Consider the following 17,890-nt stretch of genomic DNA (forward strand, 5'->3'; position numbering starts at 1 on the left):
CATGTACGGTAATATTATTTACCAACGCTAACGACAGGCCCATCAGCATGAGCACCACGGCGCAATCACATTCGGATACGGAACCGGCGGCTGGGCCTGATCCGCATCTGCCGGACCTGTTCGAGGCCTCGCCCATGGCCTTCTGGCTAGAGGACTACAGCGCCCTGCATGTCTTTTTCCAGGAATTGCGCGCGGCCGGCATCCAGGACCTTCGCCCGTGGTTGTTGCAGGATCGCCGGCGGCTGGCCGATTGCGCCCGCCTCATGCGGGTGCTGCGGGTCAACCGGCAGACCTTGTCCTTGTACGAGGCCGCTTCCCAGGAAGACCTCCTGGCGCATCTGGACCAGGTCTTTCGCGACGATATGCTCGACGGCTTCGCCGAGGAACTGAACCAGCTCTGGCTCGGTCTTGCCGGGTTCCACGGCCTGACCGTGAATTACACCCTGCAAGGCAAGCGGCTGGACCTGTCGCTGAAGGGCGTCGTGCTGGCCGATGCCAAGCAGCCCTGGGACCGTGTTCTGGTCACCATGGAAGACGTGACCGAGCTGCAGACGCTGCGTCGCCGGGCACAGGATAGCGCCCGGGACGCGCGCGAGTTCTTCGAGCAGGCCCCGGTGTCCCTGTGGGTCGAGGACTTCAGCGCGATCAAGAAATTATTCGACGAGTTGCGCGCCCGTGGCGTCACCGATTTCCGGACCTTTCTGGATGTGCACGAGGAATTCGTCGACCGCTGCCTCCAAGAGATCCGCGTCCTGGACGTCAACGACTACACCCTGAAGATGTTCAAGGCGTCCTCGCGGGCCGAATTGCTGTTGCGGCTCGGCGATGTCTTCCACGATGAAACCCGCGATTCGTTTGCCGAACAGCTGATCGACCTCTGGGAAGGCAGGCTGTTTCACCAGAAGGAAGTGCAGAACCGCACGCTGCAGGGCGATCTGCTGTACATCCATCTGCAGCTCTCGGTGTTTCAGGGCTGCGAGCAGGACTGGTCCCAGGTGCTGGTGTCCCTGACCGACATCACCGCGCGCAAGAAGGCCGAAGCCTATCTGGAATATCTGGGCCAGCACGACGTGCTGACCCAGTTGAAGAACCGGTCCTATTTCGTGGACGAGCTGGGTCGGCTGGCGCGCAAGCACACGCCACTGGTGTCTTTCATCGCCCTGGATCTGAACAATCTGAAACGTGTCAACGACGAATCGGGCCATGCGGCGGGCGACGATCTGCTGCGTCGTTTCGGCGAGGTCCTGAACAAGGCGATCGATCGTCCCGGGCACGCCGCGCGGGTCGGCGGTGACGAATTCATGGTGCTGTTGCCCGGGCTGGACAAGACCGCTGCCCACGTCGTGCTGGACAACATCCGCTCGTTGGTCGAGCTGAACAATCAGTATTACAGCGGCGTGGCACTCAGCGTCTCGGCGGGGCTGGCCGTCTGCCACCATCATGGCAAACTGGAGCAGGCCATGAAGGAAGCCGACCAGGCCATGTATCAGGACAAGCTCGAGTACTACCAGACACACGAACGGCGCCAGCCCGACTGGGATGGCCTTGCCGGCTCCGCGGACGAGGCCATCCCAGGAGAAGCAGCCTGATCCGCCGTTGTCCGGCAGGGCATCCCCGGCGGGATGGCGGAGTTGCGGTCAATGGACCTGGGATGACGGCTGCCGCTGGCTGACCGTGATCACGCCGGGCTGGTCGGCGGCCTCCAGGATGCGGCGCACCCGGTCCTGCCACAACTGACCGAATTCCTGTTTTTGCGCATCGCTGGCGTGGCCGGTCAGGATCTTCTGCAGCAGCGGCATCGCAGCCGCCGATGGCGGCACGCGCTGAGCGCTGTAGGACACGTCGACGCCGGCTCCCGTGTCGCGTCGAATGAAGGCGATCTCGCCGGACAGGTCATGCTGATCGAACCGCAACAGGTCGCGGCGGTCGTACCGGCCACCCAGCCCCTTGAACCCTGTATCGGTGGTCGAGCCCGTCACCAGGCTGACCACGTTGGCGATGACGCCCGTCACGCCATTGGTGGCGCTATCGGCGAATTCCACCAGCACGTTGCCGCGTTCCGGGGTCTCGCCGGGGTACAGCGCACGCAGGGCATGCACCGTCATCAGCCAGGCACCGGCTACGGTGGGACAGGAATGGCCCGCCAGGCGCACGGCGTCCTCGTAGCCGTATTCGATCCGGCCGTCGTCCGAGGCGCCCAGCAATTGCGCCAGCGGGTCATGCAGCACGATGCGGGGGGCCTGGGTGAAAAATGCGGGAAACGCCATGATGGGGCTCCAGTGATTCGCAGATTGTCCAGTGTAGGGCTTCGGTCAGCGGAAATCCGCCCTGGCCCGATGTGTGACCGGGCGTTCGGCGAGCGTTCCTTGACATGAGTCAATTCTCGCTCGCGGAAGTTCGCGTTCGTAGCGCGTGACCAGAAGACCCCGACGCGCCATGGGCGGAATGGAGAGCTCGGCCGGATTGCGTGTAAGATGGATTGGATAAAGCCGGTCGGGCTTTTGCGGAAGCCCGCAGGCGCGGATACGAGATCGACTCCAGGAGGACTTGCAATGGCTTACCCCAACAGTTTTGGCGCACGCTCGACCCTGGATGTGGGGGGCAAGCCCTACCGCATCTATCGCCTGGATGCCCTGAAAAACCATGGCCTGGACCCGTCCCGCCTGCCGTACGGGCTGAAGATCCTGCTGGAAAACCTGCTGCGCACCGAAGACGGCGGGGATGTCACGGCGGACGACATCCGCGCCCTGGCGTCCTGGGATCCCGATGCCCAGCCCAGCCGGGAGATTTCCTTCACGCCGGCGCGGGTCATCCTGCAGGACTTCACCGGCGTGCCGGCCGTCGTGGATCTGGCGGCGATGCGCGAGGCCATGCAGGCCCTGGGCGGCAAGCCCGAACGCATCAATCCGCTGGCCCCCGTCGAACTGGTCATCGACCACTCGGTCATCGTCGACGACTTCGGGCACAACGATTCCTACCGCCGCAACGTCGAAATCGAATACCAGCGCAACGTCGAACGCTACCAGTTCCTGCGGTGGGGGCAGACCGCCTTTGATGGCTTCCGGGTCGTGCCGCCCAGCACCGGCATCGTCCACCAGGTCAACCTGGAACACCTTGCGCGCGGTGTGTTCACCCGCCAGATCGACGGCCAGACCGAAGCCTATCCCGATACCTGTGTGGGCACGGACTCGCACACGCCCATGGTCAACGGCCTGGGTGTCGTGGCCTGGGGCGTGGGCGGCATCGAGGCTGAAGCCGCCATGCTGGGTCAGCCGATCTCGATGCTGATTCCCCGGGTGGTAGGGTTCAAATTGTCCGGCGCGCTGCCCGAAGGCACGACGGCCACCGACCTGGTGCTGACCATCACCGACATGCTGCGCAAGCACGGGGTGGTGGGCAAATTCGTGGAATTCTACGGCCCTGGGGTTGCCTCGGTGCCGCTGGCCAATCGTGCCACGATCGGCAACATGAGCCCGGAATACGGTTCCACCATCTCCATCTTCCCGATCGACGAAGAGACCCTGAACTATCTGCGCTTCACCGGGCGCCCGGCCGAGCAGGTCGCGCTGGTCGAGGCCTATGCCAAGGCCCAGGGGCTGTGGCACGACGCGGCGCATGAACCGAATTACTCCGAACGCCTGGAACTCGACCTGGGCACGGTCGTGCCGTCCATCGCCGGGCCGAAGCGCCCGCAGGACCGCATCCTGCTGTCGGAATCCAAGCCCTCCTTCGCCAAATCCCTGGCGGCGCTGCCGGGGTCGCCGAAGTCCCACCCGGCGTCAGTCCACATGGACGGCGGTGTGGATTTCCAGATCGATCACGGGGCCGTGGCGATCGCCGCCATCACCTCCTGTACCAATACATCCAATCCCGCCGTCATGGTTGCGGCGGGCCTGCTGGCCAAAAAGGCCGTCGAGCGTGGCCTGCATCGCAAACCCTGGGTCAAGACGTCGCTTGCGCCAGGATCCCGGGTGGTCACCGACTACTATGAAAAATCCGGCCTGACGAAGTATCTGGATGCCCTGGGCTTCAATTTGGTGGGCTATGGCTGCACCACCTGCATCGGTAATTCCGGCCCGCTGATCCCGGAGATCTCCGACGCTGTCCGCGCCAATGACCTGGCCGTCGCCTCGGTCCTGTCCGGCAACCGCAACTTCGAGGGGCGCATCCATTCCGAAGTGAAGATGAATTACCTGATGTCTCCGCCGCTGGTCGTCGCCTATGCGCTGGCCGGGTCCATGGATTTCGATCTGTACAAGACCCCGCTGGGCCAGGATCCCCAGGGCAAGGACGTCTACCTGCGTGACATCTGGCCCACCAGCGCCGAGGTCCAGGATGTCATCCGGTCCTCGATCACCGCGGACATGTACACCCGGGGTTACGCCGATGTGTTCGCGGGCAACGACCGCTGGCGCGATTTGCCGACACCGGAAGGCGATTTGTACCGCTGGGATGACGCATCCACCTATGTGCGCAATCCGCCCTACTTCGAGGGCATGCGCCGTGATCCGGATCCCGTCGGCGATATCCACGGTGCCCGGGTGCTGGCAAAACTGGGCGATTCGGTCACGACCGACCACATCAGCCCAGCCGGCTCGATCGCGAAGGATTCCCCGGCGGCCCAGTATCTGCAGTCGCAGGGTGTTCAGCCCAAGGACTTCAATTCCTACGGTTCGCGGCGCGGCAACCACGAAGTCATGATCCGCGGGACCTTCGCCAACGTGCGGCTGCGCAACCAGATCGCGCCCGACACCGAAGGCGGCTGGACGCGGGATTTCACGCAGGATGGGGCTCCGGTCACGACGATCTTCGATGCCTCCCAGAACTACCAGAAAGCCGGCATCCCGCTGGTGATCCTGGCCGGCAAGGAATACGGTTCGGGATCGTCGCGCGACTGGGCGGCCAAAGGCACGGTGTTGTTGGGGGTGCGCGCGGTCATCGCCGAATCCTACGAACGGATCCACCGGTCGAACCTGATCGGCATGGGCGTGCTGCCACTGCAGTTCCCGGAAGGCCAGAATGCCACGACGCTGGGTCTGCGCGGCAAGGAAACCTTCGAGATCACCGGCATCGAGGCCTTCAACGACGGCAAGACCCCGAAGACTGTCCATGTCAAGGCTGGCGACGTGGAATTCGACGCGCTCGTGCGCATCGACACGCCCAGCGAGGCCTCCTACTATCGGCACGGAGGGATCCTGCAGTACGCGATCCGGCAACTGCTGGGCTAGGGTCGGGCTGCGGGTTTGGTCTCCTGCCGGTGGGGGCAACACCCCGCCGGCAGGTCCGTGAGCTCTTGGTTCTTTGTCTACAATGCGGGCTCCCAGCCCGCATTTTCATTCATGACTTCATCCTCCCGCGCCTCGTGGGGTGCCCTGCTGCGAGGCCGCAATGGCCTGCGATCCCTTGCGCTGGCCGGCGGCGTCGCTGCCCACGCGATCAATGTCTTTATCGCCACCACCATCCTGCCGTCGGTCGTGCAGGATATCGGTGGACTCTCCTGGTACGCGTGGAATACGACGCTGTTCGTGGCGGCCTCCATCATGGGCTCCTCATGCGCGCCCCTGGGCATCCGTTGGTACGGTTTGCGGCGGACCTTTCTGCTGGGCCTGGTTGTGTTCGTGTGCGGGACGGTGATCTGCGGCTTGGCGCCTACCATGCCCTGGCTGTTGTTCGGCCGGGTGTGGCAGGGCCTGGGCGGCGGGATGCTGCTCAGCCTGAGCTATGCCACGGTTCCTCTGGTGTTCGACGAAGGCCTTTGGGCGCGGGCCATGGCGCTGATTTCCGGTATGTGGGGGGTCGCCACCCTGGCGGGGCCTGCCATCGGCGGCCTGTTCGCCGAGGCCGGGCATTGGCGCTGGGCATTCTGGGCGGTACTGCCGGTCTGCGGCGTGCTGTTCATCCTGCTGGTGACCCAGCTGGGCCCGCAGGGCCGCGACCGTGGCGCCCGGCTGGATGCGCCGCTGCTGCGCATGAGCCTGCTGGTGTCGTCCGTGCTGGTCGTGTCATCCGCCAGCCTGTTTTCGTCCTGGTTCGCCCAGGCGGCCGGCGTCGTCGGCGGCCTGCTGCTGATCGTCTGGATGGCGCGCATGGATCGCCGGGCTCCTCAGCGCTTTCTGCCCCAGGGGGTGTGGTCGCTGACTCATCCGCTGGGGCGTCGCTACGCCATGATCGGGCTGCTGAGCATCGGCGTGACGACCGAAGTCTTCGTGCCCTATTTCCTGCAGGTCCTGCATGCGCAGTCGCCGCTGCATGCGGGGTATCTGTCGGCTCTGATGTCGGCTGGATGGACACTGGGCTCGCTGGTGAGCTCGGGACGAGGCAGCGCCATCGTCGGTCGTCTGCTGGTGTCGGGGCCGATCCTGTCGGCGCTGGCGCTGGCTGGCCTGGCCTGGTTCATGCCGTCGCCGGATACCAGCGTTTTCCTGCTGGCCAGCCTGCTTCTGGCTGTGGGGTTCGGTGTGGGACTGTGCTGGCCACATCTGCTGACCGGGGTGTTCCGGGCAGCGCCTCGGGAGCAGAGGAACATCGCATCGGCCGCGATCACGACGATGCAGCTGTATGCGATCGCGCTGGGTGCCAGCGTGGCCGGGATGGCCGCCAATGCGGCCGGCTTCACCGAACCGGGCGGATGGCAGGGCACCCGGCAGGCGGCCTGGGCGGTCTATGGGGTCTTTGTGTTTGCGCCCGCGCTGGCGATCCGGCTAGGCTGGCGCGCGGCCCGCGATGATTTCTGACACGAAACAGTCCGCAGGGACTGTTCTTGGGTCGTGGCATCCCTCCACGTCGCAGCTTGCAAGCTGCTCCGATTCGGCGTGCACAAAATGATCCGCAGGGATCATTTTGTGTCTCGCCTCATCCCTTCATCAAATGGAAGCGGTCGGGGTCGGGGCCGATGCGGCTGTCGGGGCGGTCCAGAGAGGCGATCCGTGCCATGGCGGCCTCGTCCAGGAACAGATTCCACAGATTGAAGTTCTCGCGGATCCGGTCCGGGTGGGATGATTTCGGGATCACCATGTGTCCCATCTGGATGTGCCAGCGCAAGATGATCTGGGCCGGGCTGGCCTGCAACTGATGGGCCAGTTCCAGGATCACCGGATCCTGCAGTTGCTGGCCCTGGCCCAGCGGGGACCAGGCTTCGGTCTGGATGTCGTGATCCGCATGGTAGGCACGCAGTTCGGCCTGCTGGAAATACGGGTGCAGTTCGATCTGATTGACGACCGGCAGCACGCCGGTGTCATCCAGCAGTCTTTGCAGGTGGTCGATCTGGAAATTGCAGACGCCGATCGATTTGGCCAGACCTTCGTCGCGCAGCTGGATCAGGGCTTCCCAGGCTTCCAGGTAATGGTTTTCTTTCGGGATGGGCCAGTGGATCAGATAGAGATCCACATAGTCCAGCTGCAGCTTGTCCAGGCTTTCGCGCAGCGCGGCTTTGGCGCTGTCCAGGCGGTGCCGGTTGTTCCAGAGCTTCGTTGTGACGAACAGGCCATCGCGTGGAACCCCGCATTTGGCGATGCCCTGGCCGACCTGGGCCTCGTTCTCGTAGATATATGCCGTATCGATGGCGCGATACCCGGCCTCGACGGCGGCCTGGATGGCCGGAGCGACATCGTCGCCGGTCAGTTTCCAGGTGCCCAGGCCCAGTTGGGGTGCGCGGCGGCCATCGTGCAGCGTCACGTAGGGTTGATTGGATGACATGAAGGTCTCCGGGGTGATGCAGCTCCGGCTGCGTTGGGCCACAATGGCCGACAATGGTTCTTTTTTCGGGAGTAGATCAATGAGTGTACATAGTCAGGTCCGGCGCGTCACCGTGCCCCAGCTCATGTCTTTCAAGGGCGCGCGCAAGATCGCGGCCCTGACGGCCTATACAGCCCCGATCGCCCGATTGCTGGACGAGGCCCTGGACATGATCCTGGTTGGAGATTCCACCGCGATGGTGGGATATGCCCTGCCCGATACGCTGTCGATCTCCGTGGATACGATGTCAGCCCATGCCGCCGCCGTGGTGCGGGCCACGAGCCAGGCCTGCGTGATCGTGGACATGCCTTTCGGCAGCTATCAGCAGTCGCCGGCACAGGCTTTTGCCAATGCGGCCTCGATGCTGGCAGCCAGCGGGGTGTCCGGCGTCAAACTCGAAGGGGGGCAGCCGCTGGCCGAGACGACCCGGTTCCTGGTGGATCGCGGCATTCCCGTGCTGGCGCATGTGGGTCTGATGCCGCAGTACATGAACACCATGGGGGGGTTCAAGGCCCAGGGGATGACGGACGCCGCCGCGCGACGCATCCTGGAAGATGCTCGGGCCCATGCGCAGGCCGGGGCATTCGGGGTGGTCCTGGAGGGCATCAGCGAGCCCCTGGCCCGCGAAATCACGGCGGCACTGGACATTCCCACCATCGGCATCGGGGCGTCGCCCGCGTGCGACGGCCAGATTCTGGTGACTGAAGACATCCTGGGCCTCAGCGGCGACCGGATTCCGAAATTCGCTCACCGTTTCGCCGACGTGGGGCAGGTCATCCAGGATGCCGTACGTGACTACGCCCAATCCGTCCGTGAAGGAACCTTTCCTACGCTAGATCACTGCTTTGGGGTGCGTCGGCAGAATTAACATCATGAGACAATAAGTTTCACAGTGGGTGGTCTGACGGCATGTGCCACCACCTCTTTGCAGGGTCGTTATGGAAATTCGCCAACTCGAGGCACTGAGCGCCGTCGTCACCAGCGGCAGCGTCACAGCGGCCGGCCGCCTGCTGGGCCGGTCCCAGCCCGTTGTCAGCCGCCAGATCAGTGACCTCGAAGACGAACTCGGTTTCGTGCTGTTCGAACGCACACGGCCAACAATCACCCTGACCGAATCGGGGGCCGAATTCTACCTGGAAGTTCGCGGCATCCTGGCCGACCTTCAGCAGCTCGAGTCCCGCGTCCTGGGCATGCGTAGTGGCCAGATCCGGCCTTTGCGCATCCTGGCCACCGTCGATCTGGCGCGCGGGCTGCTGCCCGAGGCCTTGGCGGCAACCGACCGCTTCAGTCCGGCCTTTCGCCAGAAGTTCATCCTCGAAGAAGTCGTGCACGAGGTCACCCCGCGCAAGATCCTCGAAGGACGCGCCGATTTCGCCCTGATCAACCTGCCCATCGACACAGAAGGCCTGCGGGTCCATTGGTGCGGTCAAGCGCCTTGCCTGCTGGCCGTTCCGGCGGCACATGTCCTGGCGGCCCGGGATCCCATCCCCCTCGAAGAGATCCAGGATACGGACGTCATCACGCTGCTCAGCCGCTATCGCATGCGGTATCACCTGGTCAACGGCCTGGTCCAGGCCACGATGGGGGGCATGCGGCGCCACATCGAGGTCGGCAGCCAGCAGACGGCCCTGTCGATGGTGCGCGCAGGCCTGGGTATCGCCCTGATCGATCCGTTTTCCATCCAGGGGGTCCTGCTGGATGGGGTTGCGATCCGGCCTATCTTGTCCGATATCCAGTACCGGATCGGCGCAGTGTCCCAGAAAACGCACGAATTGCCCGAAGAGGCGGAGCGTCTGGTCCAGGGGCTTCACCGCTACGTGCGCACGACGTTTCCGCAGTTCGTGGATACCGATGTCAACGGCCTGCAGCTCCAGCCGCGCGCGGCGGACTCCGCACTGTCCACGGTCTGATCGGCTCCCGGCCTAAGCGGCGGCGGGCCGGGAACAGTGCGCTCAGCTGGCATTCCAGGTGTGCGATCATGTGCCTTTCCTGGTCGAGGACTGAATCGTGGCCCCGTTGTCCCCTGAAACTCTGGCCTTGCTGGCGTTGGCGCTGCTGATCGGCGTCCTGATCGGGTGGTGGCCGTCGCGCCGGCGCGGGGCTGCGCAGGCCGCCGAACTGGCGCGGCAGACTGAGCGGACGGCGCAGCTGCAGACCCAGCTGGATCAGACGCGGCAGGTCATGGAGACCCTGGAATCCCGACTGGAGGACTGGCGCGTGCAGGCGCAGGCGCGGGATCTGGACCTGACCCGGTTGCGGGCCGTCCACCAGGAAAAACTGGCGGCGCTCGATGAACTGAAGCAGGCCTTCGAGCAGTCCAAGGCCGCGATGCGCACGGAATTCCAGAATCTCGCCAGTCAGGTGCTCGAGGAAAAGGGCAAGACTTTTACCCGGAACAGCCAGGCATCGCTGGATGGCCTGCTGCGGCCGTTTCGCGAGCAGATCGACGGGTTCCAGAAACGTGTCAATGAAATCCACGATGCGTCGCTGCGTGGCCAGACCCAACTGGGCGCCGAGATCCGCCGCGTCCTCGACATCGGGCTGAAAATGAGCACCGAGGCCAATACCCTGGCCACGGCGCTGAAGGGCGACAAGAAGACCACCGGCAACTGGGGCGAAGTCCAGCTGGAACGCAGCCTGCAACTGGCCGGGCTGATGCCGGGCGACCACTACGAGGCGCAGGCCAGCTTCCGTGACGAGGCGGGCAACCGCCGCCAGCCGGATTTCGTCATCAAGCTGCCCGACGACAAGCACATGGTCATCGACAGCAAGGTCTCGCTGGTGGATTACGACCGGGCGATCGCGGCGGAAACAGAGGCTGGACGCGAGGCCGCCATGGCAGCCCATGTGCAGGCCGTGCGTCATCACATCGACGATCTGGCGCGCAAGGACTACAGCAACCTGATCGGCATGAAGAGCCCCAGTTTCGTGTTGATGTTCATGCCCATCGAGCCGGCCTACATCGAGGCCATGCAACACAACCGTGACCTGTTCGATCACGGCTATCGCAACAACGTCATTCTGGTGTCGCACACCACGCTGATGCCGATCCTGCGCACGGTTGCCAATCTGTGGATGATCGCACGCGGCAACGAACAGACGCGGGCGCTCGGCGATATGGCGGGCGGTCTGTACAACCAGGTCGCCATGGTGGCCGAGCGTCTGCAGAAACTCGGCAATGCGCTCAATACCGTCAGCACGCATTACAACCATACCGTCACTGCAGTGGCCGGTCAGCAGGGTTTATACGGCAAGGTCAACCGCTTTGCCGAACTTTCCGCCAAGGCCAACAAGCAGCTGCCCGCGCTGGAACCCATGCATGCCGACATCGAGGTGCAGCGCCTCGAGACGGTGGTGGCGGAATCGGCGCCACCCCAGGCGCTGGCATCAGCCGCCGCGGACCCGCTTCCCGAATGGAATGTCAGGGAGATCGATGACCATGACTGAGCCAGACCCCGTAGAAGCACCCCGTCCGGAGGATGCCTTCCGGCAGTGTGCCATCGCGTCCACCCTGTATGCGCCGGGAAGCCCGCCCCGGGATGTCGGCCTGGAGGACCTGGGCACCGCGTCGACGCAGTCCGGCTTGCTCTGGGTCGGTCTGAAGGAACCCGATGAAATCCTGTTGCATGCCGTGGGGGGGCGGCTGGGGCTGCCGGAACGCGCGATCGAGGAAATCATTGCGCCGCACCGCCGTCCGAAGATCATCGAATACGACCGCCTGACGCTGGTGGTCGCGATCACCGTGGAAATCGCGCATGAGCGGCCCAGTTTCGGCGATACGCAGATCCTGATCGGCCCGGGTTATTTGCTGACGATCCGCCGCCATGCCGTCGGGTCGCATCAGGAATTGCGCAGCCTGCTGGCGGAATCGCCCGATCTTCTGGAACGCGGCAGCGACTACGTGGCCTCGACCTTGCTGGATCTGCTGGCGGACCGATACGTCCAGGCCCTGAACCACATGGAGGCCCAGGTCGAGAACATCGAGCATCAGTTCCTGCTGCGCGGGTTTCGAGAAAAAGAAATCCGCCGCCTGTATCGCCTGCGACGCGACCTGCTGCGCATGCAGACCGCCATCGCGCCGCTGGTCGAGATCTGCCGTCGCCTGGCGCGGGTGGACACCCGCAATATCGGGGCCGACAGCCGGGGATACTTCGGCGAGGTCGCCGACCGCATCCAGCGCGCGGTGGAAGGTTTTTCGGGGCTGCGCGAAGCCCTGGTCTTCGCCTTCGAGGCCAGCATGATGATCAGCCAGATGCAGCAGACCGACATTACCCGCAAACTGGCGGCCTGGGCGGCCATCCTGGCGGTGCCTACGGCCGTCGCGGGTATCTACGGCATGAATTTCCATGACATACCGGAATTGAGCATGCCCTACGGGTATCCCATCATGATGTCGGCGACGGCGGGGGTCTGCGGCCTTCTGTACTGGAAATTCCGCCGGATCAAGTGGCTGTAGAACCGACGACCCGGCCATGAACGGGTGATTCAGCTGAATTTAGGCTGAGCGGGAGTACGTTGAGAGCTCGTCTTCTGGTTGGGAGCTTGCCATGGCCGCACAATTTCCGACACTCGCCTCCGACGAGTCCGAGCTTTCACCGTGGTGGATCCGGTCGATCCTGATGGTGATGGTCGTTGGGCTGGCGATCCTGATCGCGATCACGGCTCAGGGCTACACCAAGGCACCACCGATTCCGCAGCGCGTGGTGGACGCCCAGGGTGCGACGCTGTTCACCGGCGCGGATATTCGTGACGGGCAGGGCGTGTTCCTGAAATATGGACTGATGGACAATGGCTCGGTCTGGGGGCATGGGGCGTATCTGGGGCCGGACTTCTCCGCCGAGGCCTTGCATCGGATGGGGCAGGACACGGCTGCCGCCGTGGCCCAGCGTCAGTTCGGGAAACCGCTGGATCAGCTCGATGCCACGCAGCAGGCCGCCGTGCATGCCGAGGTCGCCATCATCCTGAAAAAGAACCGCTACGATGCGGCCTCCGGCGTGCTGACCCTGACCCCCGAGGAAACCCAGGCCTGGAGTCAGCAGGTTCCCTATTGGACACGATATTTTCAGCACCCGGAGATCAATGGTGGCCTCAAGGCGGGGATGATCTCGGATGCTGCCGAATTGCGGCAGTTCTCGGCCTTCGTGGCCTGGTCGGCCTGGGCCTCGGTAGCCAACCGGCCTGGTTACGGCTATTCCTACACTAACAATTTTCCCTATGATCCGCAGGTGGGTAATACGCCGATCCCGGGTGCGCTGCTCTGGAGCGCCCTGAGCCTGCTGGTGCTGCTCGCCGGCATGGCGGCCGTCCTGATGGTGTCCGGTAAATTCGACTACCTGGGCTGGGTATCGCGCGGACATCGGCCGCACCCGAATATCGTTCCCGGGCAGTCCAGCCCTGCGCAGCGGGCGCTGGTCAAGTTTTTCGTGGTCGTGGCGCTGCTATTCCTGTTCCAGACCCTGGTGGGTGGGGCGACGGCGCACTATCGGGCCGACCCGGGCAGTTTTTACGGCATCCAGCTGGAAGACTGGTTTCCCAGCAACCTGATGCGGACCTGGCACCTGCAAAGCGCCATCTTCTGGATTGCCACAGCCTATGTGGCGGCTGCCTTGTTCCTGGGCCGGTCCCTGCGTCGCGAGGACCCGCGCGGACTGCTGACCTGGACGCACATCCTGTTTGGCGCTTTCGCGGCGGTTGTGGTCCTGAGCCTGCTGGGCGAATGGGCCGGGATGTCGAACTTGCTGGGATCCTGGTGGTTCTGGCTGGGCAACCAGGGTTGGGAATACCTGGAGATCGGCCGGTTCTGGCAGATTCTGCTGATCGTGGGCCTGTCCGTCTGGTTCATCCTGCTGTTCTGGCTCTGTCGGCCCGCCCGCATCGACAACACAGATGTGCGGCCGATTGCCCGCATGTTCCTGTGGGCGGCGTCCGCCATCCCGGTGTTCTATCTGCCTGCCCTGTTCTATGGGGCCCATACGAACTACACCGTGGTCGAAACCTGGCGCTTCTGGATCATCCACCTGTGGGTGGAAGGCTTCTTCGAGTTCTTCGCGACCACTGTCGTGGCCCTGATGCTCTACCAGCTGGGGCTGGCCAGCCGCAACGTGGCGTTGCGCGTCATTTACCTGGACGCCATCCTGTATTTCCTGGGCGGGCTGATCGGGACCGGCCACCATTGGTACTTCGTGGGTCATACGCAGCTGAACATGTCCTTGTCCGCGCTCTTTTCCGTCCTGGAAGTCGTGCCCCTGACCCTGTTGACACTGGATGCCTGGGATTTCGTGCACACCACCAAGGGTCAGGTCATCGTCGATGGTCAGCCCCAGCAGGTACAGCACAAATGGACCTTCTATTTCCTGATGGCGGTGGGTTTCTGGAATTTCGTTGGCGCCGGGATGTTCGGCTTCCTGGTCAATCTGCCGATTGTCAGCTATTACGAAGTCGGCACCCAGTTGACGCCCAATCATGGGCACGCTTCGTTGATGGGCGTCTTCGGCATGCTGGCGCTGGGGCTGATGACTTTCGTGCTGCGCCAGACGGTGGATGAACGGCATTGGCCGGAGATCGAAAAATACATCAAGATCGGATTCTGGGGCACGAATATCGGGCTGGCCATGATGGTCGTCATGAGCTTGTTCCCCAGCGGCGTACTGCAGGTCTGGGACGTCGTGCAGCACAGTTACTGGCATGCACGCAGCATCGACTACATCGGCACGCCGCGCCAGCACCTGATCGAATGGCTGCGCCTGCCCGGCGATCTGGTGTTCATCATCTTCGGTTCGATTCCGATGCTGATCGCGTCCACCAAGGGCTGGCTGAGCGTGCGGGGAATTCGATCGGTCCGGTGATGAGGGGCGCCGCGGGCTGTGGTCATCAGACCCATTCCGCCATCAGGAACCGCATGGATTCGGTATCCCGACGCAGGGTGACTTCGTCTTGGGATACGGCCAGGAACCAGGTCTGACGATCCTTGTGGGGGCGGGGTTTGGCGAAACCCGCCGGGGTCAGCAGCGCCAGGCACCAGGCAGGCTGCGGATCGCGCACCGAGCGGTACAGGATGCCGCCGATGTCGGCCAGCCGCGCCGTGCGCGCGAATTGCTGGGTGGGGCCGTAAGCCGTCGGATGCCGCCAGACCGCCTGGTCCGCGTCGAAGGGCGGGTGCCGCAGATCCACGATGGATGTGGCGATGTCCACCTTGAACGCCGTATGGGCAACCGGTTCGAGGCGCTGCAGACCGGCCGAGTCCCGCAGGAATCGCCAGCGCCAGTAGCCCAGTTCGGCGGCGGCCGTGCGGACCGATTGCGCGCCATAGAATACGCCCGGGTCGGTCACGGCGCGAAAGCGCGACCCGCCACGCAGCGGGCTGTAGCGAAAAGGGGTCGCCAGCAGATAGTCCAGGTCGTCGGTGTCGGCCGGCAGGGCCGGTTTTCCGGATTCGAGCAGGGTTTCCAGGACGTCCTGTTCGTCCTGATTGTCCACGAGCTTCATCGTGGCGGCGATGTGCTGGGATTCCACCATGCGCCAGGCCTGGCCCTGCCAGGCGCGGGCTTCAGATGACAGCGCGGGAGGCGTCCAGGTATTGAACGACACGGACCAGGCCTTCGGTGTGGTGAATCAGGTCGATGGGGCGGCCATTGAGCGCCCGGTTTTCGCTTTGCAGCCATTGGCGCGCGGCCAACGCGTTGCCCACGATGGAATCCAGGGACCGGTAGACGCGGATGAGCAGCAGCGCGAATTCCCATTCCTTGCGGCTGGCATCCAGCGTGTAGCCGCCCTTGCACAGGCGGCTGACGGTCGCGGCGCTGAGACCCAGGACTTTGGCCAGCGTGGCCTGGGGCATGGCCAGGTGGTTGGCCGCGCGTACGACGGCTTTGCTGAGCACCTGGGATGGGTCCGGCTGCGTACTGTTCTGGAGGGTGGAAGGAATCATGATGGCTTTCCTTGTTCTAAGGAAATTATACATCACATAAATTTCTACAGAAAGAAAATCTGGAATGGCGATTCGTCAGGACGAGCCACCGCGAAGTCCAAGGTGTCGTCCGATGTTCCCGTCGGTTCACAAGGTATGGATTGACCGTCTATCATTTCGCTTTTGACTCTCGGATCGAGAATCTCATCATGTCCGAACCCTCCGCATCACTGAAGGAACTCACCCTGCGGGGCGTGATCCTGGGCACCCTCATCACACTGGTCTTTACCGCATCCAACGTTTATCTGGGACTGAAGGTGGGGTTGACCTTCGCGTCTTCCATTCCGGCCGCGGTCATTTCCATGGCCTTGCTGCGTGTTTTCCGGGATTCGAACATCCTGGAAAATAATATTGTTCAGACGCAGGCCTCGGCGGCGGGTACCTTGTCGGCCATCATCTTCGTGCTGCCAGCCTTGCTCATGATGGGCTACTGGTCCGGCTTTCCCTTGTTGCAGACCGCCATGATCTGCGCTTGCGGCGGCATCCTGGGCGTGGTGTTCACGGTGCCGCTGCGCCGTGCGCTGGTGGTCAACAGCGATCTGCCATACCCCGAAGGGGTGGCGGCAGCCGAGATTCTGCGGGTGGGGCAGGGACGGGCAGACGACGAAACATCCGACAAGGGGCAGGGCTTCAGGGAAATTGTGCTGGGCGGCACGGTGGCTGGCGGTTTCAGTCTGCTGACGGGGGGCTTCCGGGTGGCGGTGGACAGCGTCAGCCACTGGTTCGGCATCGGGCGAGCCGTCTTTCAATTGCCGCTGGGCCTGTCCTTTGCTCTGGTAGGCGCGGGCTATCTGGTCGGTATCACCGGCGGCACCGCCATGCTGGTGGGGGTCGTCCTGACCTGGGGCGTCGTGGTGCCGTGGCTCACACATCTGTTGCCCATGCCCGACGGCGGCACGCTGGCCAGCTTCGCCACCGGGGTCTGGGTATCCAAAGTGCGGCTGATGGGGGCCGGGATGATTGCCGTGGCGGCCGTCTGGACGTTGATCACGCTGATCAAGCCCATGATCGAGGGCATGCGCATTTCCTTGTCCGTGCTCAGGAGCGGCTCAGGCGCATCCAGCCAGGCGCGGGCGGATGCCGATCTGTCGCCTCGGCTGCTGCTCACGCTGACGGTTTTCATGATCCTCCTGCTGGGGGCCACGTTCTGGTCCTTCGTGGCGGATTCCGGCCTGCCGGCGGCGACCGCCTGGACGCTGGTGGTCGTCGGTACGCTGCTGGCCTTCTTTTTCGGCTTTCTGGTGGCTGCGGCCTGCGGCTACATGGCCGGGCTGGTGGGGTCGTCGGCCAGTCCGATTTCGGGTATTGCCGTGATTGCGGTCCTGGCTTCGTCCATGATCTTCATCGGCATCGGCCAGGCGCAGGGCGTGCTCGGCAGCCATGAATCCGTGCGTTTCTTCACGGCGTTGGCCCTGTTCTGCACCTCTGTCGTGGTGGCCATCGCCGCGATCTCCAATGACAATCTGCAGGACCTGAAGACCGGCTGGCTGGTGCACGCCACACCCTGGCGGCAGCAGGTGGCGCTCATCATCGGCTGCGTGATCGGTGCACTGACAATCCCGCCCGTACTCGACCTGCTCTATCAGGCGTATGGCTTCATCGGCAGCTTGCCGCGCGCCGAGATGGACCCCGCCCAGGCCCTGGCCGCGCCCCAGGCATCGCTGATGATCACGATTGCCGATGGGCTGTTCAGTCATACGCTGGACTGGACATACATCCGGTTCGGCGTGTATGTCGGCGTGGTCCTGATCGTGCTCGACGCGCTGCTCGGTCGCCTGACGACGCACTATCGTGTGCCACCGCTGGCGGTCGCCATGGGTGTGTACCTGCCGCCGTCGGTCGCCACCGCGTTGTTTGTGGGTTCGCTGATCTCCTGGATCGTCCGGCGGCGCATCCGGGCCGCTGCCGCATCCGCGCACACGGATCCCGCACCCTGGCTCAAAGCGGCGGATCGCAAGGGCACGCTCTTTGCGTCAGGCCTGATCGTCGGCGAAAGCCTGGTGGGCGTGGTGCTGGCGATCATCATCGTGGCCTCGGTCGCCACGGGTGGCAGCGATGCACCGCTGGCCTTGGTGGGTGGAGTCAATTTCGCCCCCGTGGCCACCGTTATCGGGCTGGCCTGCTTTCTCGCCATGTGTCTGGCGTTCATCCGGCGTCTGGTAGCGCGTCAGTGACGGCCGCCGGTCCGCC

General features: G+C 63.9%; 13 protein-coding genes. 9 read left to right on the top strand and 4 right to left on the bottom strand.

The features are described 5' to 3' along the window. The first annotated feature begins 47 nt into the window (after positions 1-47). Complete coding sequence (locus tag ABCV34_RS13790) at positions 48-1,589, top strand: sensor domain-containing diguanylate cyclase (protein WP_345796791.1); 1,542 nt, start codon at positions 48-50, stop codon at positions 1,587-1,589. A gap of 48 nt (positions 1,590-1,637) precedes the next feature. Here the strand turns inward: ABCV34_RS13790 and ABCV34_RS13795 are convergent, their stop codons facing one another. Continuing rightward, entirely contained in the window at positions 1,638-2,267 is a 630-nt protein-coding gene (locus tag ABCV34_RS13795; protein ID WP_345796792.1) for an FmdE family protein, read from the bottom strand. Between the two features lie 285 nt (positions 2,268-2,552). Here ABCV34_RS13795 and acnA point away from each other — a divergent pair, with 285 nt between their 5' ends. Then, entirely contained in the window at positions 2,553-5,228 is a 2,676-nt protein-coding gene (acnA, locus tag ABCV34_RS13800) for an aconitate hydratase AcnA (protein WP_345796793.1), read from the top strand. A gap of 111 nt (positions 5,229-5,339) precedes the next feature. Continuing rightward, a complete protein-coding gene (locus tag ABCV34_RS13805; RefSeq protein ID WP_345796794.1) occupies positions 5,340-6,734 on the top strand; it encodes an MFS transporter in 1,395 nt (464 codons plus the stop codon). 118 nt (positions 6,735-6,852) lie between these two features. Here ABCV34_RS13805 and ABCV34_RS13810 read toward each other — a convergent pair whose 3' ends face one another. Continuing rightward, positions 6,853-7,695 carry an aldo/keto reductase gene (locus ABCV34_RS13810; RefSeq protein ID WP_345796795.1) on the bottom strand — a complete coding sequence of 281 codons (843 nt, stop codon included), beginning with the start codon at positions 7,693-7,695 and terminating at the stop codon, positions 6,853-6,855. Positions 7,696-7,774: 79 nt separating this feature from the next. Here ABCV34_RS13810 and panB point away from each other — a divergent pair, with 79 nt between their 5' ends. The 5 genes from panB to ABCV34_RS13835 all read left to right on the top strand — a co-directional run bounded on the left by panB (position 7,775) and on the right by ABCV34_RS13835 (position 14,579). Continuing rightward, positions 7,775-8,602: a 3-methyl-2-oxobutanoate hydroxymethyltransferase gene (panB, locus tag ABCV34_RS13815; RefSeq protein ID WP_345796796.1), complete on the top strand. Its 828-nt coding sequence runs from the start codon at positions 7,775-7,777 to the stop codon at positions 8,600-8,602. 70 nt (positions 8,603-8,672) lie between these two features. Next, entirely contained in the window at positions 8,673-9,644 is a 972-nt protein-coding gene (locus ABCV34_RS13820) for a LysR family transcriptional regulator (RefSeq protein WP_345796797.1), read from the top strand. Between the two features lie 97 nt (positions 9,645-9,741). Continuing rightward, positions 9,742-11,181 (top strand): DNA recombination protein RmuC, encoded by a 1,440-nt coding sequence (gene rmuC, locus ABCV34_RS13825; RefSeq protein WP_345796798.1) that lies wholly within the window; start codon positions 9,742-9,744, stop codon positions 11,179-11,181. Continuing rightward, on the top strand, positions 11,174-12,190 hold the full coding sequence (locus ABCV34_RS13830; protein WP_345796799.1) for a magnesium and cobalt transport protein CorA: 1,017 nt from the start codon (positions 11,174-11,176) through the stop codon (positions 12,188-12,190). The genes rmuC and ABCV34_RS13830 overlap by 8 nt, the downstream gene beginning before the upstream one ends. 91 nt (positions 12,191-12,281) lie before the next feature. Beyond that, complete coding sequence (locus tag ABCV34_RS13835) at positions 12,282-14,579, top strand: cbb3-type cytochrome c oxidase subunit I (protein WP_345796800.1); 2,298 nt, start codon at positions 12,282-12,284, stop codon at positions 14,577-14,579. Between the two features lie 25 nt (positions 14,580-14,604). On the opposite strand, the gene ABCV34_RS13840 is transcribed toward ABCV34_RS13835, so the two are convergent. Together ABCV34_RS13840 and ABCV34_RS13845 are read right to left on the bottom strand one after the other, a co-directional pair. Beyond that, positions 14,605-15,321, bottom strand: coding sequence for an RES family NAD+ phosphorylase (locus ABCV34_RS13840; protein ID WP_345796801.1), 717 nt, complete (start codon positions 15,319-15,321; stop codon positions 14,605-14,607). Then, entirely contained in the window at positions 15,281-15,661 is a 381-nt protein-coding gene (locus tag ABCV34_RS13845) for an antitoxin Xre/MbcA/ParS toxin-binding domain-containing protein (RefSeq protein WP_345796802.1), read from the bottom strand. The genes ABCV34_RS13840 and ABCV34_RS13845 overlap by 41 nt, the downstream gene beginning before the upstream one ends. A gap of 188 nt (positions 15,662-15,849) precedes the next feature. On the opposite strand from ABCV34_RS13845, the gene ABCV34_RS13850 reads away from it, so the two are divergent. Further along, entirely contained in the window at positions 15,850-17,874 is a 2,025-nt protein-coding gene (locus ABCV34_RS13850) for an oligopeptide transporter, OPT family (RefSeq protein ID WP_345796803.1), read from the top strand. The last annotated feature ends 16 nt before the right edge of the window (positions 17,875-17,890 follow it).

Source organism: Castellaniella sp. MT123, from assembly GCF_039614765.1.
GTDB lineage: Bacteria > Pseudomonadota > Gammaproteobacteria > Burkholderiales > Burkholderiaceae_B > Castellaniella.

Excerpts from the sequence above, each read along its gene's own strand:
- ABCV34_RS13790 (WP_345796791.1), top strand. The coding sequence starts at position 48 with ATGAGCACCACGGCGCAATCACATTCGGATACGGAACCGGCGGCTGGG.
- ABCV34_RS13850 (WP_345796803.1), top strand. The coding sequence starts at position 15,850 with ATGTCCGAACCCTCCGCATCACTGAAGGAACTCACCCTGCGGGGCGTG.
- ABCV34_RS13830 (WP_345796799.1), top strand. The coding sequence starts at position 11,174 with ATGACTGAGCCAGACCCCGTAGAAGCACCCCGTCCGGAGGATGCCTTC.
- ABCV34_RS13845 (WP_345796802.1), bottom strand. The coding sequence starts at position 15,661 with ATGATTCCTTCCACCCTCCAGAACAGTACGCAGCCGGACCCATCCCAG.
- ABCV34_RS13805 (WP_345796794.1), top strand. The coding sequence starts at position 5,340 with ATGACTTCATCCTCCCGCGCCTCGTGGGGTGCCCTGCTGCGAGGCCGC.
- panB (WP_345796796.1), top strand. The coding sequence starts at position 7,775 with ATGAGTGTACATAGTCAGGTCCGGCGCGTCACCGTGCCCCAGCTCATG.
- ABCV34_RS13810 (WP_345796795.1), bottom strand. The coding sequence starts at position 7,695 with ATGTCATCCAATCAACCCTACGTGACGCTGCACGATGGCCGCCGCGCA.
- acnA (WP_345796793.1), top strand. The coding sequence starts at position 2,553 with ATGGCTTACCCCAACAGTTTTGGCGCACGCTCGACCCTGGATGTGGGG.
- ABCV34_RS13835 (WP_345796800.1), top strand. The coding sequence starts at position 12,282 with ATGGCCGCACAATTTCCGACACTCGCCTCCGACGAGTCCGAGCTTTCA.
- ABCV34_RS13820 (WP_345796797.1), top strand. The coding sequence starts at position 8,673 with ATGGAAATTCGCCAACTCGAGGCACTGAGCGCCGTCGTCACCAGCGGC.
- ABCV34_RS13795 (WP_345796792.1), bottom strand. The coding sequence starts at position 2,267 with ATGGCGTTTCCCGCATTTTTCACCCAGGCCCCCCGCATCGTGCTGCAT.